Origin of the sequence: Thermocrinis jamiesonii, from assembly GCF_000702425.1 — a bacterium.
GTDB classification, from domain to species: domain Bacteria; phylum Aquificota; class Aquificia; order Aquificales; family Aquificaceae; genus Thermocrinis; species Thermocrinis jamiesonii.
In genome coordinates this window covers 236721-258666 of the sequence record NZ_JNIE01000002.1, presented here as the reverse complement: position 1 = coordinate 258666, position 21946 = coordinate 236721, and the positions used below count along the sequence as shown (strand labels likewise).

The 21946-nt window shown below is 37.6% G+C and carries 25 protein-coding genes and 2 tRNA genes; 13 read left to right on the top strand and 14 right to left on the bottom strand.

The features are described 5' to 3' along the window. Position 1: 1 nt before the first annotated feature. The 12 genes from K217_RS0101455 to K217_RS0101400 are packed head-to-tail and all read right to left on the bottom strand — an operon-like array spanning position 2 to position 11427. Entirely contained in the window at positions 2-835 is an 834-nt protein-coding gene (locus tag K217_RS0101455) for a class I SAM-dependent methyltransferase (protein WP_052178023.1), read from the bottom strand. Further along, positions 832-2043 (bottom strand): glycosyltransferase, encoded by a 1212-nt coding sequence (locus K217_RS0101450; protein WP_029551362.1) that lies wholly within the window; start codon positions 2041-2043, stop codon positions 832-834. The genes K217_RS0101455 and K217_RS0101450 overlap by 4 nt, the downstream gene beginning before the upstream one ends. Beyond that, positions 2040-2804 (bottom strand): DUF2334 domain-containing protein, encoded by a 765-nt coding sequence (locus K217_RS0101445; protein ID WP_029551361.1) that lies wholly within the window; start codon positions 2802-2804, stop codon positions 2040-2042. The genes K217_RS0101450 and K217_RS0101445 overlap by 4 nt, the downstream gene beginning before the upstream one ends. Continuing rightward, a complete protein-coding gene (locus K217_RS0101440; RefSeq protein WP_029551360.1) occupies positions 2794-3435 on the bottom strand; it encodes a class I SAM-dependent methyltransferase in 642 nt (213 codons plus the stop codon). The genes K217_RS0101445 and K217_RS0101440 overlap by 11 nt, the downstream gene beginning before the upstream one ends. Then, positions 3426-5345 carry an asparagine synthase (glutamine-hydrolyzing) gene (gene asnB, locus K217_RS0101435; RefSeq protein ID WP_029551359.1) on the bottom strand — a complete coding sequence of 640 codons (1920 nt, stop codon included), beginning with the start codon at positions 5343-5345 and terminating at the stop codon, positions 3426-3428. Before asnB ends, K217_RS0101440 begins: the two co-directional genes overlap by 10 nt. Positions 5346-5348: 3 nt before the next feature. Next, positions 5349-6176: an FkbM family methyltransferase gene (locus K217_RS0101430; RefSeq protein WP_029551358.1), complete on the bottom strand. Its 828-nt coding sequence runs from the start codon at positions 6174-6176 to the stop codon at positions 5349-5351. Positions 6177-6188: 12 nt separating this feature from the next. Then, positions 6189-7145 (bottom strand): glycosyltransferase family 2 protein, encoded by a 957-nt coding sequence (locus K217_RS0101425; protein WP_029551357.1) that lies wholly within the window; start codon positions 7143-7145, stop codon positions 6189-6191. Next, positions 7142-8401 carry a glycosyltransferase gene (locus K217_RS0101420; RefSeq protein ID WP_029551356.1) on the bottom strand — a complete coding sequence of 420 codons (1260 nt, stop codon included), beginning with the start codon at positions 8399-8401 and terminating at the stop codon, positions 7142-7144. Before K217_RS0101420 ends, K217_RS0101425 begins: the two co-directional genes overlap by 4 nt. Positions 8402-8407: 6 nt before the next feature. Continuing rightward, positions 8408-9433, bottom strand: a complete 1026-nt coding sequence (locus tag K217_RS0101415) for a class I SAM-dependent methyltransferase (protein WP_029551355.1) — start codon at positions 9431-9433, stop codon at positions 8408-8410. Between the two features lie 3 nt (positions 9434-9436). Next, complete coding sequence (locus tag K217_RS0101410) at positions 9437-9778, bottom strand: nucleotidyltransferase domain-containing protein (RefSeq protein ID WP_052178021.1); 342 nt, start codon at positions 9776-9778, stop codon at positions 9437-9439. Continuing rightward, the gene (locus tag K217_RS0101405; RefSeq protein ID WP_052178018.1) at positions 9768-10178 is read right to left on the bottom strand and encodes a HEPN domain-containing protein; all 411 of its coding nucleotides are present in this window, start codon (positions 10176-10178) and stop codon (positions 9768-9770) included. Before K217_RS0101405 ends, K217_RS0101410 begins: the two co-directional genes overlap by 11 nt. A gap of 13 nt (positions 10179-10191) precedes the next feature. Beyond that, positions 10192-11427 carry a lipid II flippase MurJ gene (locus K217_RS0101400; RefSeq protein ID WP_231476966.1) on the bottom strand — a complete coding sequence of 412 codons (1236 nt, stop codon included), beginning with the start codon at positions 11425-11427 and terminating at the stop codon, positions 10192-10194. Positions 11428-11801: 374 nt separating this feature from the next. Between K217_RS0101400 and K217_RS0101395 the strand changes: the two genes are divergently transcribed. Beyond that, a complete protein-coding gene (locus K217_RS0101395; protein ID WP_029551351.1) occupies positions 11802-12548 on the top strand; it encodes a DsbC family protein in 747 nt (248 codons plus the stop codon). A 2-nt stretch (positions 12549-12550) separates the two neighbouring features. Next, complete coding sequence (locus K217_RS0101390) at positions 12551-14053, top strand: sodium-dependent transporter (RefSeq protein ID WP_029551350.1); 1503 nt, start codon at positions 12551-12553, stop codon at positions 14051-14053. Positions 14054-14055: 2 nt separating this feature from the next. Here K217_RS0101390 and thiS read toward each other — a convergent pair whose 3' ends face one another. Then, positions 14056-14262 carry a sulfur carrier protein ThiS gene (thiS, locus tag K217_RS0101385; protein WP_029551349.1) on the bottom strand — a complete coding sequence of 69 codons (207 nt, stop codon included), beginning with the start codon at positions 14260-14262 and terminating at the stop codon, positions 14056-14058. A gap of 368 nt (positions 14263-14630) precedes the next feature. Further along, positions 14631-14951, bottom strand: a complete 321-nt coding sequence (locus K217_RS0101380) for a hypothetical protein (protein ID WP_029551348.1) — start codon at positions 14949-14951, stop codon at positions 14631-14633. A 109-nt stretch (positions 14952-15060) separates the two neighbouring features. On the opposite strand from K217_RS0101380, the gene K217_RS0101375 reads away from it, so the two are divergent. The 11 genes from K217_RS0101375 (at position 15061) to K217_RS0101325 (ending at position 21917) form a co-directional block, all read left to right on the top strand. Next, positions 15061-16596 (top strand): IS200/IS605 family accessory protein TnpB-related protein, encoded by a 1536-nt coding sequence (locus tag K217_RS0101375; RefSeq protein ID WP_029551347.1) that lies wholly within the window; start codon positions 15061-15063, stop codon positions 16594-16596. Between the two features lie 160 nt (positions 16597-16756). After that, positions 16757-18202, top strand: coding sequence for an Asp-tRNA(Asn)/Glu-tRNA(Gln) amidotransferase subunit GatB (gatB, locus tag K217_RS0101370; protein ID WP_255326807.1), 1446 nt, complete (start codon positions 16757-16759; stop codon positions 18200-18202). Continuing rightward, complete coding sequence (gene rpiB / locus K217_RS0101365) at positions 18199-18645, top strand: ribose 5-phosphate isomerase B (RefSeq protein ID WP_029551345.1); 447 nt, start codon at positions 18199-18201, stop codon at positions 18643-18645. The genes gatB and rpiB overlap by 4 nt, the downstream gene beginning before the upstream one ends. A gap of 21 nt (positions 18646-18666) precedes the next feature. Then, positions 18667-19104, top strand: a complete 438-nt coding sequence (locus tag K217_RS0101360; RefSeq protein WP_029551344.1) for a F0F1 ATP synthase subunit B family protein — start codon at positions 18667-18669, stop codon at positions 19102-19104. Between the two features lies 1 nt (position 19105). Further along, the gene (locus K217_RS0101355; RefSeq protein WP_029551343.1) at positions 19106-19600 is read left to right on the top strand and encodes a F0F1 ATP synthase subunit B; all 495 of its coding nucleotides are present in this window, start codon (positions 19106-19108) and stop codon (positions 19598-19600) included. Further along, entirely contained in the window at positions 19597-20121 is a 525-nt protein-coding gene (atpH, locus tag K217_RS0101350; RefSeq protein ID WP_029551342.1) for an ATP synthase F1 subunit delta, read from the top strand. The genes K217_RS0101355 and atpH overlap by 4 nt, the downstream gene beginning before the upstream one ends. 34 nt (positions 20122-20155) lie before the next feature. Then, on the top strand, positions 20156-20593 hold the full coding sequence (gene ndk / locus K217_RS0101345; RefSeq protein ID WP_029551341.1) for a nucleoside-diphosphate kinase: 438 nt from the start codon (positions 20156-20158) through the stop codon (positions 20591-20593). Next, positions 20586-20894 (top strand): hypothetical protein, encoded by a 309-nt coding sequence (locus tag K217_RS0101340; protein WP_029551340.1) that lies wholly within the window; start codon positions 20586-20588, stop codon positions 20892-20894. The genes ndk and K217_RS0101340 overlap by 8 nt, the downstream gene beginning before the upstream one ends. Before the next feature lie 11 nt (positions 20895-20905). Then, the gene (locus tag K217_RS0101335) at positions 20906-21745 is read left to right on the top strand and encodes a YicC family protein (RefSeq protein WP_029551339.1); all 840 of its coding nucleotides are present in this window, start codon (positions 20906-20908) and stop codon (positions 21743-21745) included. A gap of 21 nt (positions 21746-21766) precedes the next feature. Then, positions 21767-21838 (top strand) — tRNA-Gly (locus K217_RS0101330). 7 nt (positions 21839-21845) lie between these two features. Further along, a tRNA-Cys gene (locus tag K217_RS0101325) sits at positions 21846-21917 on the top strand. Positions 21918-21946: the final 29 nt, after the last annotated feature.

The following is a 21946-nucleotide window of genomic DNA, read 5'->3' as shown; positions in this document are numbered from 1 at the left end:
ACTATAGCGACTTTTTAAAAACAAACTCGTTGCAACCTGTATTTTTTGCTCTTAATTTATCAAATATACTGCTGGGAACACCTTTGCCACAGGGTAGTTTGGTAGGGCTTCCTATAAGACTAAATCCAAAGCTTTCCACAAATTCTTTTACTTCGTCAAAACACGCAAATTCATAAGGCAAACCACCTAACCAATCAATAGCATCGTAAAAAACATGCATTCCTCTTTCTCTCCTTAAACTTAGTGTTCTTCTTCTAATCATAAATCCCAAACTTGCGTAGGTTCCATATAAAAGTATTAAGATTGGTTGTATTATAGGATTAGCATTGTAAAACTTTTTAACCTTCAACCAAAATTCTGATGAGGGAGCATGATTGTATAGTGCAATAATTAAATAACCGTGGTCTTTTACTAAATGTGATGTATTTTCTATAGCTTTCCACATATTACCAGTATGATGCAACACACCCCAACTGTATACTATATCCCCTTGTCCCTTGAGAGTATTTACTAAGCCTTCATCAAGAATATTACCTAAAAATACATCCCATTTAGATGAGGAAGGTATAAGATACTTAAATTTTTCTTGAAGTAACTTAGTAGCTTCTATGCTCTCTGGGTCCAAATCAAAGCTGATAACCTGTTTACACCCTAATAAAAGGGCTGCTAACGAAAACAAACCTGAACCACAACCAACATCTATGAAAGTTTTATCCTTGTATGCATTTTCTGGTAAATATCTCAGAAGACTCAGCTTTGCCTCTTCAATAACTCTTTGGTCAACCGTTCTAACATAGTTTTTCCAATTTCTACCAAAGGAAAAAGTTATTTTCATCCTATCACCTCCATCCATTTTTCTATAACCTTCTCAATCCTAAAATCTTCTGCTCTTTTTTTACTTTTTGTGGAATATTCCATCCTTAAACTTTCATCCCTAAGCATTCTATCAAGTACCTCCACCCACATCCTCTCCTTTTCTTCCAACGGCTCCTTTGCTGATTTAAATTTTACATCAAACACAGGCATAAGCACACCATACTCTGCAAACTCTGGCTTTTCAGTCTGATACTCCACATCAGTGTTAGGTGCCAAAATCTCCCTTGGACCACTCCTGCAATCAGAAGAAACAACAGGCACACCACAAGCCATGGCTTCAACTAAAGCGTTAGGAAAACCCTCCCAAAGGGATGGAAAGACAAAAAGCTTTGACCTTGCAATAAACTTAAAGGGGTTTCTCTGAAAGCCAAGAAAATAAACGTCAAAATCTTCAGAAAATTTATCTCTGTCCCAAACAAAGGTCCTTAGCCCAAGCTCTTCCGAAAGCTTTACTAAATATCCCTTTAACTCACCCTCTCCAAGTATGACAAGCTTTAGATCTTTGTGGGTTTCTTTTAACTGCCTAAAAACTCTTAAAAGATACCACTGACCTTTTGGTTTGGTTAGTCTGCCAGCGGTGATGATTACTGGACCTTCAAATACACTTTCCCACTCCCCTAAATCCTCCTTTGCTAACTCCTCTATGTTTTCTATCGGAAAAGGATTGTAAATAACTTTTATTTTTCCTTCTTCTATACCAAGTGATATCAAGCTTTTTTTAACTCCTTCACTTACGGCGATTAAAAGGTCTGCTCTTGGATAAAATAGTTTAACAAGCAGTTTATTAAACTTTCTAAATCCCACATGTCCTTTATCTTGATCCGTACGAACGGAAATTACCGCTTTGTGTTTTTTGTATAGCTTAGAAAAGACATTTACAAAATTTGCCCTCTCTAAAAAGGATATTACCACGGAATTTTCTCCTATGTTTTTTGCTAATCTATAGGCATAGATTGGGATAAAAAAAGTCTTAAGTAAAGGATTTGTGTTCTTTGAATGAGAGCTTAGAAGTGTAGGTTCTTCTTCAACTTGATAGGCGATATCTTTTTCTAAAAGAAATAATTTCTCTGGCTTTAAATAATGCAGAAGTCTAACAAGAACTTTTTCTGCCCCACCCCCAGCTAAGGAGTTAATAAGAAAGAAAATATTTCTATTGGAACTTTTCATTTCATCACGCGCTTGATAATTTTAAACCAGTTCTTCTTATTATTGTCAAACCAAAAGTTGTGGTTAATAAACCTTTCTAAAGCAGTCCAACTTCTGTTTTTTAATTCAACTTGGGAGAAATTTACAAACTGTTCCCTGCTACTTTGAAGCCAAAGCTCCAATTTATTAAAATCATCTTTTGACATAGTATTTGGATGTAAGCAGATGGTCCATACACCGAATGGAAATCTTATAAATTTCCACAGCTGTTGTGGAACAAAGAAGAAATTATTATACTTAAATGGATAAAAAGCAAAACAATCTGAAACAATTCTTATTTCTGTAACTTTTTCCAAAGCTTTTAAAGTATTTAAATCAAAAGTATGTGCTGGTGCCACCCATACATCTGGCTTAATGCCCTGACTCAGGAAAATCTTCCAAGCCTTCTCAATTTTTTCCTTTTGAACTTCATAGGGCAAGCCTGCAAACTCAGTTCTGTTATGTATGGGAACTAAAGACTTTTTCTTGTCTTTCAATTCGACGTAGACATGCTGATACCCATGCATGCCAATAGTCCATCCTTTACTTTTCCATCTTTTTACAATCTGCCAAAAGTCTTTTACAGGTTCGTTAAAGTGTAAGCTCTCATCTTTACAGTCAGGAATAACTGCTACAAGAGGTTTAAGATTATGTTTATCCAAGCATTGCTCTATTAGGTTCCACTTCTCTATGTCCATAGTTGGACAAGCATCATCAAGCCTGATTAAGTATTTAGCGCTCATAATCTACTCTCCATAGAAAGAAATCTCTATATCCTTCTCCATCGTCAAATATCTCTAAGAGCGTAATGCGCTCATCGTAACTTTCCAAATTATGAGAGTAAGTTTTATTTTTGTATGGATAGCTCTCTTTGTAATTATCAGTAAGTATGTATTTAACTTTCTTTTTATCAATTATTGACTTTATGTAGTTTCTTAAATCATCTTGCGAAATGCCATGGATTACACCTACGGTAAGTAGGCAATCTATTCTATTAAATGGCAAAGAAAGAATTGTAGAAAAATCACCAACTATATACTCTGCTTCAGCGTTAACAATTTTAGCTAACTTAATCAAATCGCTGTTAATATCTATGCCTATTTTAGTGCTTGCATTAACTCTACTTATAATCTCTCCTATGCCACACCCAACTTCAACTACTATTTCTGGTTTAAGTGAGTTTACAATATTGACAACTATTCGTTTGTAATATCTGCAAAAGAAATTACCGTGTATATGCCAAGGATCAATATCTATACCTATATTTTCTACTAATCTCTTTAGCTTATGTCTATGATACAAACATTTAAAAACTCCAAAAGGACCTAATTTCATCAATCTTTTAATTTTTCCTTTAATAAAAATCAAATCCATTTTTCCCTCCACAATTCAAACACGAACAAAAGCCAAAGCTTGTTGTGATTTACTCCTCTATCCATAAAATAATCGTCAAGTAGTCTTTTTACTGCTAAAAAATCAAAAATACCTGCAGATCTTATTCTGTGCTCGCTTAGATATTCTATGTATAGCTCCTTCAAATCTCTTTTAAACCATTCATATATTGGCACGCCAAAACCTTGCTTTGGTCTATCCAAAAGCTCCCTTGGAACATATTTATACAAAACCTTTCTAAGGATGTATTTGCTGACTCCGTTTTTGTATTTGAATTCCGATGGCAATTGGCAGGTCCATTCTAAGATCATATGGTCCAAAAAAGGCTCTCTTCCTTCCAAAGCAACAGCCATGGTTGCTCTATCCACCTTTACTAGTATATCATCTGGCAGGTAAGTTTTTAGGTCTGTTAACATCATTGAGCTCAAAAGGTCAAGTTTTGGCTCTTTGCTCCAGTCTGTTAATCTTCTGTAAGAATTAAGCCCAAGCTCTTTAAGGTCCTCTTCCAAAAAATAGCTTACCGCAAGGTTATACATCTCCATGCTATCCCCAACCTTTAGAACATTTCTGAGCTTTATAAACTTGTCCCTGAAGTTTGTGTATTTTGGCAGTATTGGTTTTAAAGTATTGTAGATCTTTTGAGCAAAATCTGGATGGATAACATCAAGAAGCTTAGATATTAACCCTGAAAAAGGAATTTTTGAAAGTTTTTTTATTTTGTCTGAAATTAGCCAATAATTTGAATATCCGCAAAACTGTTCATCTCCTCCGTCTGCGGAAAGAGAAACTTTTACCTGGGACCTTGCAAGCTTAGAAACAAGGCAGGTCGGTATGGCTGAAGAATCTCCAAACGGTTCATCGTATATCTCAGGAAGCTTGGGAATAATCTCAAAGGCTTCTTTTGGAGTGCAGTAAAGCTCTGTGTGTTCTGTTCCAAGATACTCTGCAATCTTCTTTGCGTATTCTGCCTCGTTGTATTCTTTCTCGTAAAATCCTATGGTGAATGTCTTTAGTCTTATTCCTTCCTTTGCCAAAAGGGCACAAACGGTAGAGGAGTCTATGCCACCGCTGAGAAACATTCCCACAGGCACATCAGACACAAGCCTAAGCTTAAAGCTTTCCGTAAGAATGTCTTCAAGCTCTTGGGCAAGTTCATCTTCTCTCTTCTTTAGCCAAATATCTTTTTTAGACCTTCCCTCTTTAAAAAAGGTTTCAATGCTCCAGTAAGGGATCTCTTCTATCTCTCCATTTGGTTTTACGATCAAAAAATGGGCAGGTTTTAGTTTGAAGGTATTTTTAAATATGGTGTATGGTGCAGGAATGTAGCCATACTGTAGATAAAGCGATAGGCCTATAGGGTCTATCTCCTTTTCAAACTTTGGGTGTTTATGAAATGCCTTAAGCTCAGACGCAAACATAAACAGGCCATTTTTGTAGTAGTAAAAAAGAGGCTTAACACCAACCCTATCTCTACAAAGAATAAGCTCTTTCTTTTCTTTGTCCCACAGGGCAAAAGCAAACATTCCTCTAAACTTTTGAACCGCTTGCATACCCCATCTGTGGAAAGCCTTCAAGATTACTTCAGTGTCTGAATTTGAGAAAAATTTGTATCCTTCTTTTTCAAGCTCTTGCCTTATTTCCTTGAAGTTATACACCTCTCCATTGTATGTAATCACCAGATTTTCAAACTCCATAGGTTGGCGCCCAAGAGGGCTAAGGTCCAAAATGGAAAGTCTCCTGTGTCCAAAGGCTAAAGGTATGTCTTTATCTAAATAAACACCCGCATCGTCTGGACCACCGTGAGTGAGAGTATCTCGCATATTCAGAATGGTTTTATCCATTGGATAATCTTGCTTATAGTTAAGGTCTAAGAAGCCCACTATGCGACACATGGGTTAAGAACTCCTTTGAAAAACCCAATTTTCTCTGCCCTTCAAAACCACTCTATAATTTTTTTGAAATTCATAAGGAAGATCAGTAATAGAAAAAAAATGCATTTCTAAAACAATATACTTTGGATATAAATGTTTAGGTGCTTGAGAGAAGAATTTTGAGAGCACCCTGGGTTCAAACCCTTCTATATCAAGTTTTAAGATATCTATCTTTTCAATGTTAAATTCGTTGATGATCTTTAGCAATGGAGCCACTTTTACTTTAATTTTATCTCCATTAATAATAATTCCTTCTCTAAAAGTACTTCCTCCAAGATTTCCTGAAAGGTTTAAGTGTAAATAAAGCTCCTCTTCATTATCCGATAATCCCAAATTGATTGGAACAATATTTTTATAACCGTTGATTTTAATGTTAAATTTTAATACATCAAATACATAAGGATTAGGTTCAATGGCATAAATCATTGCATTTGGATATCTACACGCAAATTTTAAAGACCAGTAACCTTTGTATGCTCCAGCATCTATTAAAACTCCATCCTTAGGAAATCTTTTTAAGAGAAACAAAATCTCCTTGCGGTCATATAGATGAGCGCTAAAGTATAAATTCCCATCCACGCATTCTTCTGGAAGTAAGCACATATAAAACTCATCAATTTTAACTATATATGGGCCTCTAAATCCTAACAAACTATTTATAGGTTTAAGAATCCTATTGGGTATCGCTCTAATATATTTTATATTCGGAACTAATCTACCAATAAATCTTAAGCAATTAGATAGAAAAGGCGGCTTCTGAATGCTAAATAGGTGATTAGTGTTAATTTTCATCTTTTTCCTTCCTTAAGAAAAGAATAATTTTTTTAGGTAGTTTTTTATATTACTTGCCCATAATTTTCGCAGTAGATATTTTGGTGCTAAAAAACAAAAAATAGCCCAAGGTATGACAAATAAGAAAGTATATAGCTTTGATGCTTTAAAAGATTTAGTCAAAAACCATATTATTTTCCTTTTTTCTCCAGATAGATTTGAAAAAGTTATACCACTGATCGAGTACCTTATAATATTTTTGGGACAATATTTTTTATAATCTTCAAAAAAAAGGTCTATATAGTGTACATAAGTTAAAACCTGCCTTGAAGCTATATTGGGCAATACCGCTCTTTTGGTAACACTATCTTCTCCTTGTGCCCTGACTTTCCCCATAGTTCTATGAATGTAATAACCTTTCCCAGCTCTTTTGAATAATCTTAACCACAATATACCCTCGCCTCCCCAACACTCGTCTAAGTATCTATCTTTACCTAAAAGATCAGTCCTTACTATAAAACTATAGTCCCCGTCAAATACACTGCATAAAAAGGATGAATATTCTACTTCTTGATTTTTACCATAATGTTTTCCAGTATATTTACCATATTGATTAATATAATTTCCCAAAACAATCATGTAACCCTTTTCAATAGCTATATTAACCATGCTCTCAATGGCATCTGGAGATAAAGTATCATCATCGTCGCATATTGTAAAATATTCACCAGTTATATGGTCTAATCCATTGTTCTTGTTTCCTGCTGGTCCATGTCTGTATTTAGTATTAACTATGTATCTAATCCTATTATCTTTTTCTAAATATGGAGAAACTAACTGAAATGCTTTTCTTTCTTCTGTGTCGTCTGTTATTATAATTTCTAAATTTTTATACGTTTGATTAATTACGCTTTCCAGTGCTTTAGGTAAAGTATCTCGTCCTATTGTTGGAATTATAACTGTTACTTTAGGATTACGATTTACATTCATGCGTTATAAACTCCTTCTATCAATCTTTTCCATTTGTCCACAATTTTTTCCAAGCTGAAATCTTCAGCTCTTTGTTTCCCCTTGATTGAATAAGCTTTTCTAAGCTCCTCATCCTCTATCAGCTTTTCTAAAATTTCCACCCACATCCTCTCCTTTTCTTCCAACGGCTTCTTTGCTGATTTAAATTTTACATCAAACACAGGCATAAGCACACCATACTCTGCAAACTCTGGCTTTTCAGTCTGATACTCCACATCAGTGTTGGGTGCCAGTATCTCCCTTGGACCACTCCTGCAATCAGAAGAAACAACCGGCACACCACAAGCCATAGCTTCAACTAAAGCGTTAGGAAAACCCTCCCAAAGGGATGGAAAGACAAAAAGCTTTGACCTTGCAATAAACTTAAAGGGATTTTTCTGAAAGCCAAGAAAATAAACGTCAAAATCTTCGGAAAGCTTATCTCTGTCCCAAACGAAGGTCCTTAGCCCAAGCTCTTCCGAAAGCTTTACTAAGTATTCCTTTAGCTCGCCTTCCCCAAGTATGACAAGCTTTAGATCTTTGTGGGTTTCTTTTAACTGCCTAAAAACTCTTAAAAGATACCACTGACCTTTTGGTTTGGTTAGTCTGCCAGCGGTGATGATTACTGGACCTTCAAATACACTTTCCCACTCCCTTAAATCCTCCTTTGCTAACTCCTCTATGTCTTCTATTGGATAAGGATTGTAAATAACTACCACTTTTTCTGAGTTCATCCCAAAACTTCTTACCGCATCCAAAGCTACACCTTTTGATATTGCAACTATGTAATCTGCTTTGTTGTAGAAAATTTTAAAAACAAGCTTGTAGGCAAAAAATAAGATTTTTCTTGTTATTTTATCTCCGAAAAAAGGATCTTCTTTAAAGGTGATTGTATAGTTTGAGCGTAGGGATAATATTACTTTTTGGTTTTTGAGTTTAGTTATGGCGTTGTAGAAGTTGGCAGGCTCAAGCAGGCTCACTACTGCATATGGTTTTATTTCCTTTTTTAGCTTTCTTATTTTGTAGTATCTAATGGGAAGATTGATAAGTTTTTTGACAAGATTTTTTGATGCTGGACTATTTAGAATTACTAATTCTCCATTTACATTATACTTAACAACATTTTCAAATAGAACTATGTAATTTTCGTAATCCCTAAGTCCATCTGTAAGATTTTTTAAAACTCTCTCTGCTCCTCCGCTCCCTAAATGCGGTATTAAAAACATTAGCTTTCTCATGACTTTTTAGCCTTTAGCCTGAAAATAAAGATGCATCCCATTCCCTTTAAGCTTACCCAAGTATAGGAGAGCTAAAGGTAAAAGAACCAGATTTCTTCCAAGCTTTAATGCTTTCAATACTGTAGCAAGAGCTTTCTTTTCAGATACTTTGTCAAAATCCTCTACCGCATACACTCTTGCCCTTCTTTCGCTTCCAACCACCATAGCCTTAAGCTTATGCTTTAGCCCGTCTAATAAGTTGCCAAAGAACCTCTTTTCTAAATAAGGAAAAAACTCCTTAAAAGGAAAATCCAACCTTCTTACGCTTACTTCCGAAAAGCCAGAAAGCTTTAAAACTTTTTCCAAACATTCCTTTGAAAAACGGAGAAAATGATTCGGTGGATAATCACCATGAAAATATTTCCAATCAATATCTTTAGCAAAAAGCCTCTCCCTGTTTGGCACGCTTCCAGCTATGTAGCCTCCTTCCTTTAAAAGCCCCTTAACCATCTCCAAAAACTCCCTCGGCTTATCCTGATGCTCAAGGACTTCAAAGAAGGTTATTACATCAAACTTAAGCCCTTCTTTACTTGCATACTCGTAAAACTCCTCAAGGCTCATGGCATAGATGGTGTCTGTGTTTAATGCTTTCCTTGCGACTTCTACAGACTTTCTGTCAAAATCTATCCCCCACACTTCAAAACCCGCTTGCTTTGCATGTTTTAAAAACAAACCATTACCACATCCAACGTCAAGTAGCCTGCCACGGATATTCTGCGGAAAATACTCAAAAAAAGCTTCGTGATTTTGTCCTAATCTTAATCCAATTCCTTCATGCAGAGCTATATAACTTTCAATTACTTCACTTTCATAAAACTCTGGGATAATCTTTAACGGCTCCCACCAATGAACATCGCAGTTTGGACACTCATAACGCTTGTATTCTTGGTTGTTGTAAGGACTTATGTAGGTTTCACTGTAGTTCTCTTTTGCTACCTCTGTCAGACAAATGGGACACTGAGTGTTGTTCATGATACTTATTATACCACTCATACCTCACACCTCAACATAATCTTCCTTAATAAAATTTTTCCACCAATTTTTAAATTCTTCAGTAGTTGCTAAGTGTATCTGAAAAGGAGAAAAGGGACTTATTCTTTTTTTAATTTCAGTTCTTAACCATCTATTTTCCTCCCAATTTTTTGAAAGATTGTCTGAAATAATCAAAACGTCTATGTCGCTTACTGGCGTCCAGTCCTTTCTAACAACAGAGCCAAAGACTATAACTTTTACATCTTCACCGATCAATTCACGAGTGGTTTCTTTTATTCTCTTTGCCCACTCTAAATAATTTTCAAAGTATTCCTTTCTTTCTTCCCAAAACTTTTTATATATCAAACTCAAACTCTTCATTTAGCACTCTCTCTAAAAATTTTACAAAATTCTTAAAGCTTTTTAACAGCTTTTCAGCCAAACTTTTAGTAAAGATCTTAGGAAAATATCGGGTAGTAAAGTATGCATCTGTTAAGTCGTCAAAAAAGAGCTCATTATCAAGATAGTATTGGTATATTTCTGGAATCTCATAAACCTCACTTAAAGTTCTAAGAAGTTGTTCTAAGTAATGAGTTTTGGGCCAGTCACCAGTGCGCTTAGCGATAAGATATTTCAGCAAAAGCTGGCAGGCCTGCTCCAAGTTAAAAGCACATAAGTCGTAATCTCCTTTCTCAAAAAGATACAAAGCATTTGCGTAAAATTTTCTACTCTTTTCCTTTAGAAATTCTATATCCTTTAAGCTCATACTTGTTCTAAGTCTATTCTATATTGTAATTCCTCGAGGAAGTGCTATTAGAACCAGAAACTATCTTTTCTCTTCTGTAGAGCAAAAGGTAAGAAGTCAATGAAATAAAAGCATAAGCCAAAAAGGTCCCAAGACAGATCCCGGCAATTCCGAGCCTGAAGACCAACACAAAAACATAGTTAGCAAGACCATTGATTATTACCCCAATTATAGCCACAAAAAATACAGGTTTGAGCCAACTTAAAACCTGAAAGGCGCGATAAAGCACTTGCCAAAAGAAGTAGAAAAAAAGACTTAGGGAATAATACTTTAATGCGGTAGCTGTCAAACCAACATCCATTTTGGTGAATTTTCCATGTCCAAAGAGGATATCCACTGGAAGGTGAGAGAAGAAGAACAGAAAAAGAGTGGTAGGAAGCGATATAAAAAGAGAAAATTTAGCAAACTTGTTTATGGTTTTTAGGCTTCCTTTTGTTTCTGCAAGGGTTGTGATAGACATGAGGGGGAGTTTGATTATTGCGCCGACGGCAAAGGCTAGCATTGATCCGTAAGTTAGAGCAGAAATGCCCTTTTCCCCAAGAAGGGATGCAAAGATTCTATCCACGACTATGAATAGATGAAAAACTCCATACAGGGCAAGAAGGTAGAAGAAGTGTTTTATGATACTCTTGGTTTGTTCATCTATATAAAACTTAAAGTGCAAAAATTCTTTCCCTGTGTAGATCATATAAACAGTGGCTATAGCCTGAGAGAGGCTAAGGCTTATAGGCAAAACTACGAAACTATTAAAGTGATAAAGCCCTAAAAAAGTGGTCAAAAAAGCAGACAAGGAAAAGATAAGCTCTCCTACAAAGTATGCGGTGAACCTTCTTAGACTTCTTAGCACTGCACTAAAGTGATGGAAGAAAAAATTAAAGAAAAGGTATGGTATTAAAAAAAGAATAGCAGTTTCTAAGCTTTCTTTTGCTTTTTGGTCAAAGCCTATTGGAATTCTTATAAGTATTGGAATTAAAACCAAGCAGAGCATAGTAAGGCTAACAGAGAGAATAGTGGTAAAAGTAAAAAGCAAGCCTGCAAGCCTTTTGAACTCTTCTTCACCTTTTTGTCTTGTAAAGACCAAGTTAGGGACCCCCAAAGAATCAAAGACGTCAGCAAAAATGAGAAAAAGGCCAATCAGTGAAAGGGCCATAAAGAAAGCGTCCGTGTGATAGTTAAAACCAAAGAGAATGGCTATTGAGAGTTGTCTCAAGTATCCAAAAATTCTTGCGAATAAGTTTATAAGAGACGTTCTGAAAATTGCTTCTCTTATTGATTCTGCTTTCTTGTGGGAGAAGAAAAATAAGATATAGCTTTTAGCTAAATTGAACATCTTTCCAGTCTATTATACTAACTGAGGTTGCTTTTCAAAACCCCTCATTGAAACGTCCCCCAACCTCTAAGGGAACTAACCTATTCCTCTTAGCTGAAAGAGCTTTTTTCTGCCTGGACTGTTCAGCTGGAGTTTGAACTGCAAGCTTAAATACATCAGGTTTTTATTATAACTACTCAGCACTGCAAAGAAAGTTTGACACGAAGGTTTATATTCAGAAAGTTAGTGGTTTATAATTGGAATAGGAGGTTGTTATGAGGAATAAGGTAGCCGTATTGACAATGGTTTTGGTCGCCTTTGGTGGGTTAGCAAGCTGTCAGCAAACCAAAGCATGCCCTACTGAGGATAAAATAAAGACTGAAGTAAAGGATCTTATTCCGCAGGAGTTCAAAGTAGAGTCTGTGCAAGCTTTGAAAGACATTCAAGGTCTTTGTGAGGTGGTTATCAAAGTAGGAGCTCAACCTTTGGTCTTTTACACGGACAAAGAAATGAAGTATATAATGGCTGGGAATCTGATAAGCTTAGCAGACAAAAAAAATATAACAAGGGAAAGACAGCAAGAGTTTATGAAGGTAAGCCAAGAAGAGTTAAAAGAGCTTGAAAAACACACAGACTTTGTCTTTGGGGAAAAGTCTTCTGGTAAGTTCATATACATGTTCACAGACCCAGACTGTCCTTTCTGTAAGAGGTCTGAGCCTATAGTAGAAAAGTGGGCACAGGAGAAAGGTGTGGAGGTAAGGGTTATCTTATTCCCACTTCCTATACATCCAGATGCCTTTCCAAAGTCCGTGTCTTTGATATGCGACAAGAAAGGTTGGGAAGAATACAAAAGTAGGTATAAATCCGACAATCAGTGTGAAGAAGGGAAAAGAAAGGTGGAAAGCAACTTAGCACTGGCCGAAAAGCTTGGAATAAACGGCACTCCCACTTTTATAGGTTCCAATGGTAGGATACACTCAGGTTTGCCTACAGAAGAGGACTTAAACAAGCTGATTAACTAAGTATGAAAAGGGAGACTTGGAAGACTAAGGTAGGCTTGATATTCGCCGCTGCTGGAAATGCAGTAGGTCTTGGTAACTTGCTACGTTTTCCATCTAAGGTAGCTTTATACGGTGGCGGAGCCTTTATGATCCCTTACTTTGTAGCCCTCTTTCTTCTTGGAATACCTCTCATGCTCATAGAGTGGGTAATAGGTAGGTATGCTGGAGCAAAAGGACATGGTTCCATGACGGGAATAATCGGATCCTTCTTCAATCACTCCTATGGCTCAAGAGTCCTGGGATCCATAGGGGTATCAATACCCACACTCATAGTTTGCTATTACATATACATAGAATCTTGGACTTTGGGTTTTGCGTTTATGTCTTTGCTTGGTCAAATGCCAGAACCTGTGGTTTCTGACGATCCCAGAATCGCTATGGAACCTTTTGTTTCTTTCTACAAAGACTATACCAAACCCTCACCTATAGCGGTGGTTTTTCTGATAATAACCCTTATCATCAATTGGGTGATCCTTCAAAGGGGCATTGTTAAGGGTATAGAGCTCACAGCCAAGTATGGTCTTCCCATTCTTATAGCTATGGGACTCTTCCTTGGTATAGTCTCCTTAAGCATGAACGGTTGGAAGGGCTTAGAAGGACTTCTGTTTATATACAAGCCGGATTTTTCAAAACTGACTGATCCTCAGGTATGGTTAGAAGCTTCTGGGCAGATATTCTTTACCCTCTCCTTAGGTATGGGTGCAATAGCTACCTATGCAAGCTATGTGAAGAAAAATGAGGATGTAGTAAAAGCCGGGCTATATACCGCAGGTATAAATGAGTTTGTGGAAGTTGTTATAGGTGCAAGTATAGCCATACCTGCAGCCTTTGCAGTTTTTGGAGCTATGAGCGTGCCAGAGCTGGCAAAGGAAGGAACCTTTAGGCTTGGCTTTATAACGATGCCTGCCATACTGATGTCTTTGCCAATAGGAAGCTTGCTTTCTGCAGTATGGTTCTTTCTTCTTTTTATAGCAGCTCTTACATCATCCCTTGCCTTGACTCAACCACTGGTGGCACTTTTGGAAGACGAAATGAGGTGGAGTCATGCTAAAGCGGTGAATGTGTCTATGATTATAGTGAGCTTCGGTGCCTTTTTATCCGCTTATGTGAAGGGCTTTATAGACGATGTGGATTTTTGGGCTGGTACATTTATGCTGTTGTTCTTTGGATTGTTGGAAATCATAGTGTTTGTCTGGATCTTCGGCGTTCATAACTTCTATAAAGAAATAAACACAAATAGTTTCATAAAAATACCTAAGGGACTGATTTATTTCTACGCTGTGGTTTCTCCTTTGTTTTTGGTGCTTCTGCTATACTTCTGGGGCATAGTTCAACTACCTAAGGTGCTTTCTCAAACAGATCCAAATGTGCTCATATCGCGGGCTTTTGTAATCTTCATTATTTTGCTTATAGCCTTCTTTTCCATAGAAAGCAGAAGAAGATACCTTTCAGGTCCGCATATGTAATTTTAGCCACCACCTACTATATGGACTATTTCTACTCTATCACCCTCAGAAAGCCTGTATTCTCCATACCTTGATTTTGGAATTACTTCTTCATTTACAGAAATCGCAAAACCTATTTCTCTCACTTTTATACCTTTCAGCTCTATCAGCTGTGCAAGGGTAATACCCTCTGGAACGTCTGTTTCTTCACCGTTTATGTAAATCTTCATGGTTAATAGCTCTGTCCAAAATTATGGAGCTTGTTAACAAGTTAAGAGTATACATTAAAAAATTCAAAAAGTCAATAAGGATCTAAGGCTGTTTGAAAAATCCACCGAATACCTTAAGAATAGGTTAAAGCATAAGGCAGTGGATAAGGCAAACAAAAATAAATAGATTACAAGTAGCCAAAAGTTCCAAAGAATAGCACAGGCAATAGCCGTCTTCCTTGCTAAGTCCTCTCTCAAAAGATTAAAGCTTGAGCCAACCTTTTTACCACTTCAAGCCTAACGTGAGCCTGAACAGTTTTTATTTGCGTTCCTCTTTTCCAGTTAATGTTGTATTTGCCTCCAAAGCCAAAGCCTTCCGTATCAGCTATTTAACATTTGATTTGTTTATCTTCAAGGAGCAGTTTGGCACGTTCTTTCAGGATGAGCCTTAGGAGCTTTTCATCTAACTGTTTAACTCTATAGTGGTAGTTGCTAAGAGATGGGACATCAAAGTTTTCATTTTTAGCGGTTTCAAAGGTTTCTCTGTAAGATCTTTTGTTGAGTATTTGGAAAAGCCACAGGGCAATTATAAACCGCTCTTCGTATTTTTTAGGTCTTCCTTTCTTTTTTACTTGGTTTAGGTTTATATTTTCAAGTATGTGTTTGGTAAGGGCATAAAGTTTTTTCAAAGGTAACCTGCTTCTTCTCATAAGGATTTTTTTATACCATAACTCTCCTAAAGTGGCTTTTTTCGAACAACCTCGATCCTTATGAGATTGTTCTAAAAACCCCTCAAGGTAGTTATAATAAAAGCCTAAGATGTATGTAGGCGTGCAGTTTAAACTTCAGTTGAACAGTTCCGACAGAAAAAAGCTTTTGGAATTAATGCGTAAGCAATCATCCGCTATAAGGTCAGCTTATAAACTACTGAAAGACAAAAACTCCCATAACCAAATATACCAAAAGCTAAGACAGCTTTTTCCTGACCTGCCTACCAAGTACATAGACTCTGCTATCTACAAAGCAAAGCAATATCCAACAGACAAAAAAGTGGTGTTTGGCGGTAAAGCCCTTTTTGAAAAGCTCTGTAAAAACAGAGACAAGAAAAGTAGGGAAAAGTTAAAAAGAATGTGGAAAGAGTTAAGACAAGGGACTTTAATAAGCGTAGGTTCAAAGGCAGATAAAGGAAACAGACTTTTAAGGTTTGAAAGCATAAACGGAGAGCTTCTTTTAAGGATTACGGTAGGTGAGAGAAAGTTCATTTACGCAAAGGTGTTAAGGGAACCAAGCAACGCAAAGGATAAGTGGAACACATTTTTGACTATGCTTCAAACGAGCTGGCAAAGTAAAGTTTATTTCCCTTACACAGTAGAGCTAAAGCTAAGGGATGGAGAGATTTATGGAAGTGTTTCTTTTGAAGTTCCCACACCTGAAGTATGGCTAACCAAAGAGTATGGAGTAATAGCCATAGACACAAACGCAAGCCCACTGCATTTAGCTTTAGCAGAGGTTAGCCCTGATGGAAATCTTTTGAGCTATCAAAATATTAGCTTGCACGAGTTGATAGGACTTTCAAAGAATAAAAAGGAATATCAGGAATGGCTAATAGCTCATAAGGTAGTAGAAATAGCAAAAGAGAAAGGAAAAGCAATAGCTATAGAAAACTTAAAGAAAATCAATCGTGGTTATCGTGGGGATGGGAAGGCTAAGCTAAGGAAGAGACTACACCATTGGAACTTTAAGAGCTTGCTTTCAAAGATTGAAAGAACTGCAAAGCTAAGTGGAATAGAAGTTATCAAGGTAAATCCCGCTTTCACTTCTGTTATAGGAGCACTAAAATATGCACCACAGTTTGGGATAGACAAAGACATAGCATCCGCTTACGTGATAGGAAGAAGGGCTTTAGGCTTTAAGGAAGAAGTCCCTGAGAATTACCTTAAACTTCTTTCAGACAGGGAATACTTAGAGTATGCAATCTACACTTACCAAGAGAAAGAAAAAGAGCTAAAAGAACAGTTTAAGAAAGAGACTAACCAATACAAAAGAAATGCTATAAACTCTGAGTTAAAGCAAGTTCAAAAAGCAAAGGACTTGCTTTTAGAAAAGCTTAAAAGCCTTCAGGGCGAGCCAAGTTCCTGTGAGGCCGTCAACGGAAGGAATCCCAAGCAGGGAGAAGTAGCTAAAACTACTTCTCAAAGTGCTTGGCAAGTTCTGAAGTCCGCCTTCCTCTTCCCTGTTCTTGGAAAGGTTCTACCAAGGGACCTTTCTCCTCTGAAGCCTTTATTGGTGGAAGGGGCGTGGAACAGGGTGAGGAGAAGGTTAGTTCCCTTAGAGGTTGGGGGGACGCCCCGATGAGGGATTTTTAGAACAACCTCATAAGGATCTTTTTTATACCATCACTCTCCTAAGGTGGCATTTTTCGAACAGCTCATATACATTGAGTGAGAAATTGGTAAAGCGTTGAGTTGCCTTATTAGAAAGTCCTTTGGAGGATAGGGATTTATAATATCTCTGCGTGTTAGAATTAGAGATTAAAATAAAACCTATGGAGTTTGAACCAGTTATAGGACTTGAGATACACGTTCAGCTTGATACGAAAACTAAAATGTTCTGTTCCTGTCCTGTGGAGTTTGGAGCTGAGCCCAATACCCTTGTGTGTCCAGTGTGTCTTGGTTTGCCGGGAAGCTTGCCAGTGGTAAACAAAAAGGCTGTAGAGTATGCCATAAGAGCAGCATTAGCCCTTAATTGCAAAGTTCATGAGTTTTCCGTATTTGCAAGGAAAAATTACTTCTACCCAGACCTTCCAAAGGGATACCAGATATCTCAGTATGAAAAACCCTTAGCGACAGACGGATGGATTGAGATAAACGGAAAAAAGGTAAGGATAAGGAGACTGCACCTTGAGGAGGACGCCGGAAAGAACATCCACGAAGGAAATAAAACTTATGTAGATCTAAACAGAGCTGGAACTCCTTTAATAGAGATCGTTACCGAGCCAGACATAGATTCGCCAGAAATGGCAAGAGAGTTTTTAGAAACGCTCAGAAACATCCTCCGGTACGCTGGTGTTTCCAAGGCAGATATGGAAAAGGGACAGCTCAGGTGCGATATAAACCTGTCTTTAAGACCAAAGGGCTCAAAAGAGTTGGGCACAAAAGTAGAAATAAAGAACGTAAATTCCTTTAGGTTTGTGCAAAAGGCTATAGAGAGTGAAATAGAAAGACAAAAAAAGATCCTATCTTCTGGTGGGAAGATCATACAAGAGACGAGAACCTTTGATCCATCTACCGGACTAACCCATCCCATGCGCACAAAAGAGGAAGCGGAGGACTACAGATACTTTCCAGACCCAGACCTATTACCTTTGGTGATAAGTAAAGACTGGATAGAGCAAATAAAAAACAGCATGCCCGAGCTTCCTCACGAAAGAATTGAAAGGTTTATAAAAGCATACGCTTTAACTCCATACGAAGCCAAAGTATTAACGGACATAAAAGAATTGGGAGATTTCTTTGAAGCTTCTCTTAAATTCTACGACAAGGATCCAAAGCTAACTTCCAATTGGATACTTAACGACTTTTTAGGTCTTTTGAGAGAAAATAATCTGAGCGTAGATCAATCTCCCGTAAGCCCAGAGAAATTGGCTCAGCTTGTAAAGCTAATAAAGGAAGGTGTTTTATCATCAAAGCTTGCAAAGGAAGTGCTTGCAGAGATGTTTGCAACCGGTGAAGACCCACAGACTATAGTGGAAAAGAAAGGTCTGAAACAAATAAGTGACGAAAGCGCCATTATGGAAATAGTCCAACAGGTGTTCAATGCCTACCCTAACGAATACCAAAGGTTAAAATCGGGAGAAAGCAAGCTCATAGGCTTTTTTGTAGGCCAGGTTATGAAGGCTACGAAAGGTAAAGCTAATCCTCAATTGGTAAATAAATTAATATCTGAGGTGATATCCAAATGAAAATAGCCATAGGTTCGGACCACGCAGGCTTTAGATTAAAGGAAAAGATAAAGCAATTTCTCCTTTCAAAAGGCTATGAGGTTTTGGACTTTGGCACCAACTCTACAGACTCAACCCACTATCCCCTCTTTGCAAAAGAAGTGGCTAAGGCTGTTCAGGAAAAGAGGGCAGATTATGGAATTCTCATATGTGGAAGTGGAATAGGTATGTCCATAACCGCGAACAAGTTTCCGGGCATACGAGCAGCCCTTTGTCTGAACGAATATATGGCTCGGATGAGTAGAATGCACAACGATGCTAACGTGTTGTGCTTAGGAGACAGAGTTGTGGGAGATGAATTGGCGCTTTCCATAGTGGAAGCTTGGCTAAGCACAAGCTTTGAAGGTGGAAGACATCAGGAAAGGATAAAGCTAATAGAAGAAATAGAAAAAGGCTTGTGTTAAAATTTTAAAAAGGAGGAAGTTATGGAGATACAGCAAGCCCTATATCCAAATATAACCCTCTTTATTCAAGCATTCTTGTTTTTAATCTTTATGTTCATCATCAGACAAATACTTACCAAACCCTACGGCGAAGTTATAGAAAGTAGAGAAAATATTGTCCGTAAAAATTACGAAGAAGCAAGCAAGCTTCAAGAGGAAGCAAACAAACTGCTCGCATTAGCCAAAGAGGAAATAGAAAAGGCAAGCATAGCTTCCAAGGAGATCCTGGAAAAAGCAAAGAAAGAGGTGGAAAGAATAAAAGCGGAAAAAATAGCTCAGGCTGAAGAGGAAGCTCAGAAGGAAATAGAAAAGAGCGTGGAAGAGATCCGCAAAGCTTTAAATGTTGAAAAGGCAAAGCTTGAAGAGAAAATAGAAGAAATAGCAAAAAGCATAGTGCAAAGAATAGAGGAGGCGGCGTAACATGGCAGAAGGGCATCACACCTTGGAGCTTGTGTGGAAAGGTCTAAACATTTTACTCTTTTTGGCAATAGTCTATTATTTTGGAAGAAAACCCGTAGGTGAAGCCTTCAGGTCTTTCTTTTTAAAACTTACGGAAAACTTAGAAGAATCGGAAAAAGAGCTAAGGAGAGCAAAGGAAGCTTTAGAAAAAGCAAAGTTTGAATACGAAGATGCAAAAAGACGTCACGCAGAACAAATAAAACTTGCGGAGCAAACCGCACAACAGATAAAAGAGGAGGAAATAAAGAAAATAGATGAGGTCGTAAGAAGGATCAAAGAAAAGGCAAGGGAAAGCATAGAGTTAGAAACAAAGAAAGCAAAGGAAGAGCTGTTAAAGTATGGCATACAAAAAGCTAAGGAGCTTGCTATAAAAAGGCTTATGGAAGACTTCCAAAACCCAGATGTGCAAAGACGATATGTAGAAAAGACTATTAAGAAAATGGAGGCTAGCCAATGAACAAAGAGTTAGCAAAAAAATTGGCAAAGGTGTTTATTAGCAAACTTCCCAAAGATAAAACTACTTTAGTTTTAGGCTCAAACTTTTTAGCTTTTGTCTATGACCTTTACAAAAGAGAAAAATTATTTAGAGACTTTGTTCTTAACCCAAAGGTGCCCAACGAAAAGAAAACAGCATATTTAACTGAACTTTCAGAAAAATTCTCTATGCCCTCTGAAGTTAAGGAATTTATAAATTACTTGGTGGAACTAAACGCCATCCCAATGCTTGGCGAAATAAAAAGGCTTTATGACTATGAGGTAGAAAAACTCCTGAAGGTTTCAAAAGCCTTTCTGATATTGGCAAAGAAGGTGGATGAAGACATTCTTCAATCTCTTAAGGCAAAGATAAAGCAGTTGATTAACAGAGAGCTTGAGTTTGAGATTTTAGAAGATCCGTCCCTAATAGGTGGGTTTGTGGTTAAAACTTCCGGTATGGTCATAGATGCTTCTGTTAAGCGTATTTTAGAAAGGCTTGGATGATGAGAAATTTTAAAAATTCCATAAGGAGGTAAAAATGGCAAAGGAAAGGACGTTAATTATCATCAAGCCGGATGCCTTTGAAAAGGGAGCGACGGGTAAAATACTTGATAGGTTTATCTCAGAAGGTTTTAAAATTTTAGCCATGAAGCTTTTCCGATTTACTGAAGAAAAAGCCAAAGGATTTTACATAGTCCATAAGGAAAGGCCGTTCTACAAAGAACTTGTGGAGTTTATGAGCTCTGGTCCCGTGGTTGCCTGTGTTTTGGAAGGTGAAGATGCTATAAGAAGAGTGAGGGAGATAATAGGACCAACCGATAGCGAGGAAGCCAGAAGGATAGCTCCAAACTCCATCAGAGCGCTCTTTGGTACAGATAAAGGGAAAAATGCCATACACGCTTCTGACTCCCCAGAATCCGCTCAGTATGAAATAAGCTTCATCTTTTCCCAACTGGAAATAGTTGAAGATGTTTAACTGGAGAAATTATGAGGACAAACTTTTGACGATAAAGACATACTTTGAAAACGAGGGACTTTTTGGCCCAGAGGTGGAGGTTGAGCTTGTATTGCCCGACCAAGAAGATTTTGAGTTAAAGAAAGAAATCCCTTACATAAGAGTACATTTTTACATAGACGAGCAACGTAACCGGACAAGGATAATAGAACTTTTTGAGTATTATCTGGAGAAGGACATTACAGAGCTTACCAAACTTATCAAAGATATGATAGAGGAGTTTGTAGCAGAGTCGGAAAGCACTGAATATGGTGGGGGTTAAAAGTGCGCAGTATGACAGGAGTAGGGAAGGGGGTTTCGGAAAACGAGAACTGGAGGGCAGTGGTATTTATTAGAACACTCAACTCAAAGGGTCTTGAAATTTCCATAAAGTCAAACATGCCCCTATATGAATTTGAACTTGATATAAGGAATTTTCTAAAAGACTACATCAAAAGAGGTACTGTAAGTCTAATAATACAGATTGAGCCTAAGCTGGAAAAGAGCCCTTTAGATTTGCAGAGTTTGATAAGAACCTTCCAAACCTTTAAATCTCTATCTCAAGAGTTAAACATAAACCTATCGGATGATATGGCTTTTTATGCGTCCCTAAGATACGCTGAAAAAAAGGAGGAAGAACTAAGCGAAGAGATAAAGTCCCTTGTAAATCAGGCACTCTTTCAAGCTTTAAGGGAGTTAGTTCAAAGCAGAGAGGAAGAAGGTAGAAAACTCAAAGAAGACTTCACAGAAAGAATAAAGATCATAAAGGCAAATTTAACCCAGATTTTGGAAAGAAAAGAAGAGGTTTTGGAAAGGCTAAGGCACAGGGTTTTGGAAAGGGCTAAAGAGCTGGGTCTCCCGGAAGAAAACCCTACGGTGCTAAATGAGATAGTGTTTTTACTCTCAAAGATGGACATAGAGGAGGAACTAACAAGGTTTAAGGTTCACCTTGAAAGATTTGAAAATCTTTTAAATTCGGAAGAGGAAGTAGGAAGGAGATTAGACTTTTTGCTTCAGGAGATGCACAGAGAGATAAACACCCTCGGCAACAAGATGCCAGAACTATCCAAGTGGGCAGTGGAAATAAAGGTTGAAATAGATAGGCTAAAACAGCAGGTAGCCAATGTGGAGTAAGTAGTATAATATTATATATCAGCGGGCGTAGCTCAGAGGTGGAGCGGCTGCTTGCCATGCAGCAGGTCGCGGGTTCGAGTCCCGTCGCCCGCTTTTTGAAGGCAACGTGGCCGAGTGGTTAGGCGAGGGACTGCAAATCCCTTCTACGGCGGTTCGAATCCGCCCGTTGCCTTTTTGACAAAGGTTCCATAAAAATCCTCA

What these genes read in the sequence shown, in the direction of transcription:
- K217_RS0101455 (WP_052178023.1), bottom strand. Translation starts at nt 835, where the DNA reads ATGAAAATAACTTTTTCCTTTGGTAGAAATTGGAAAAACTATGTTAGA.
- K217_RS0101450 (WP_029551362.1), bottom strand. Translation starts at nt 2,043, where the DNA reads ATGAAAAGTTCCAATAGAAATATTTTCTTTCTTATTAACTCCTTAGCT.
- K217_RS0101445 (WP_029551361.1), bottom strand. Translation starts at nt 2,804, where the DNA reads ATGAGCGCTAAATACTTAATCAGGCTTGATGATGCTTGTCCAACTATG.
- K217_RS0101440 (WP_029551360.1), bottom strand. Translation starts at nt 3,435, where the DNA reads ATGGATTTGATTTTTATTAAAGGAAAAATTAAAAGATTGATGAAATTA.
- asnB (WP_029551359.1), bottom strand. Translation starts at nt 5,345, where the DNA reads ATGTGTCGCATAGTGGGCTTCTTAGACCTTAACTATAAGCAAGATTAT.
- K217_RS0101430 (WP_029551358.1), bottom strand. Translation starts at nt 6,176, where the DNA reads ATGAAAATTAACACTAATCACCTATTTAGCATTCAGAAGCCGCCTTTT.
- K217_RS0101425 (WP_029551357.1), bottom strand. Translation starts at nt 7,145, where the DNA reads ATGAATGTAAATCGTAATCCTAAAGTAACAGTTATAATTCCAACAATA.
- K217_RS0101420 (WP_029551356.1), bottom strand. Translation starts at nt 8,401, where the DNA reads ATGAGAAAGCTAATGTTTTTAATACCGCATTTAGGGAGCGGAGGAGCA.
- K217_RS0101415 (WP_029551355.1), bottom strand. Translation starts at nt 9,433, where the DNA reads ATGAGTGGTATAATAAGTATCATGAACAACACTCAGTGTCCCATTTGT.
- K217_RS0101405 (WP_052178018.1), bottom strand. Translation starts at nt 10,178, where the DNA reads ATGAGCTTAAAGGATATAGAATTTCTAAAGGAAAAGAGTAGAAAATTT.
- K217_RS0101395 (WP_029551351.1), top strand. Translation starts at nt 11,802, where the DNA reads ATGAGGAATAAGGTAGCCGTATTGACAATGGTTTTGGTCGCCTTTGGT.
- K217_RS0101390 (WP_029551350.1), top strand. Translation starts at nt 12,551, where the DNA reads ATGAAAAGGGAGACTTGGAAGACTAAGGTAGGCTTGATATTCGCCGCT.
- thiS (WP_029551349.1), bottom strand. Translation starts at nt 14,262, where the DNA reads ATGAAGATTTACATAAACGGTGAAGAAACAGACGTTCCAGAGGGTATT.
- K217_RS0101380 (WP_029551348.1), bottom strand. Translation starts at nt 14,951, where the DNA reads ATGAGAAGAAGCAGGTTACCTTTGAAAAAACTTTATGCCCTTACCAAA.
- K217_RS0101375 (WP_029551347.1), top strand. Translation starts at nt 15,061, where the DNA reads ATGTATGTAGGCGTGCAGTTTAAACTTCAGTTGAACAGTTCCGACAGA.
- rpiB (WP_029551345.1), top strand. Translation starts at nt 18,199, where the DNA reads ATGAAAATAGCCATAGGTTCGGACCACGCAGGCTTTAGATTAAAGGAA.
- K217_RS0101360 (WP_029551344.1), top strand. Translation starts at nt 18,667, where the DNA reads ATGGAGATACAGCAAGCCCTATATCCAAATATAACCCTCTTTATTCAA.
- K217_RS0101355 (WP_029551343.1), top strand. Translation starts at nt 19,106, where the DNA reads ATGGCAGAAGGGCATCACACCTTGGAGCTTGTGTGGAAAGGTCTAAAC.
- atpH (WP_029551342.1), top strand. Translation starts at nt 19,597, where the DNA reads ATGAACAAAGAGTTAGCAAAAAAATTGGCAAAGGTGTTTATTAGCAAA.
- ndk (WP_029551341.1), top strand. Translation starts at nt 20,156, where the DNA reads ATGGCAAAGGAAAGGACGTTAATTATCATCAAGCCGGATGCCTTTGAA.
- K217_RS0101340 (WP_029551340.1), top strand. Translation starts at nt 20,586, where the DNA reads ATGTTTAACTGGAGAAATTATGAGGACAAACTTTTGACGATAAAGACA.
- K217_RS0101335 (WP_029551339.1), top strand. Translation starts at nt 20,906, where the DNA reads ATGACAGGAGTAGGGAAGGGGGTTTCGGAAAACGAGAACTGGAGGGCA.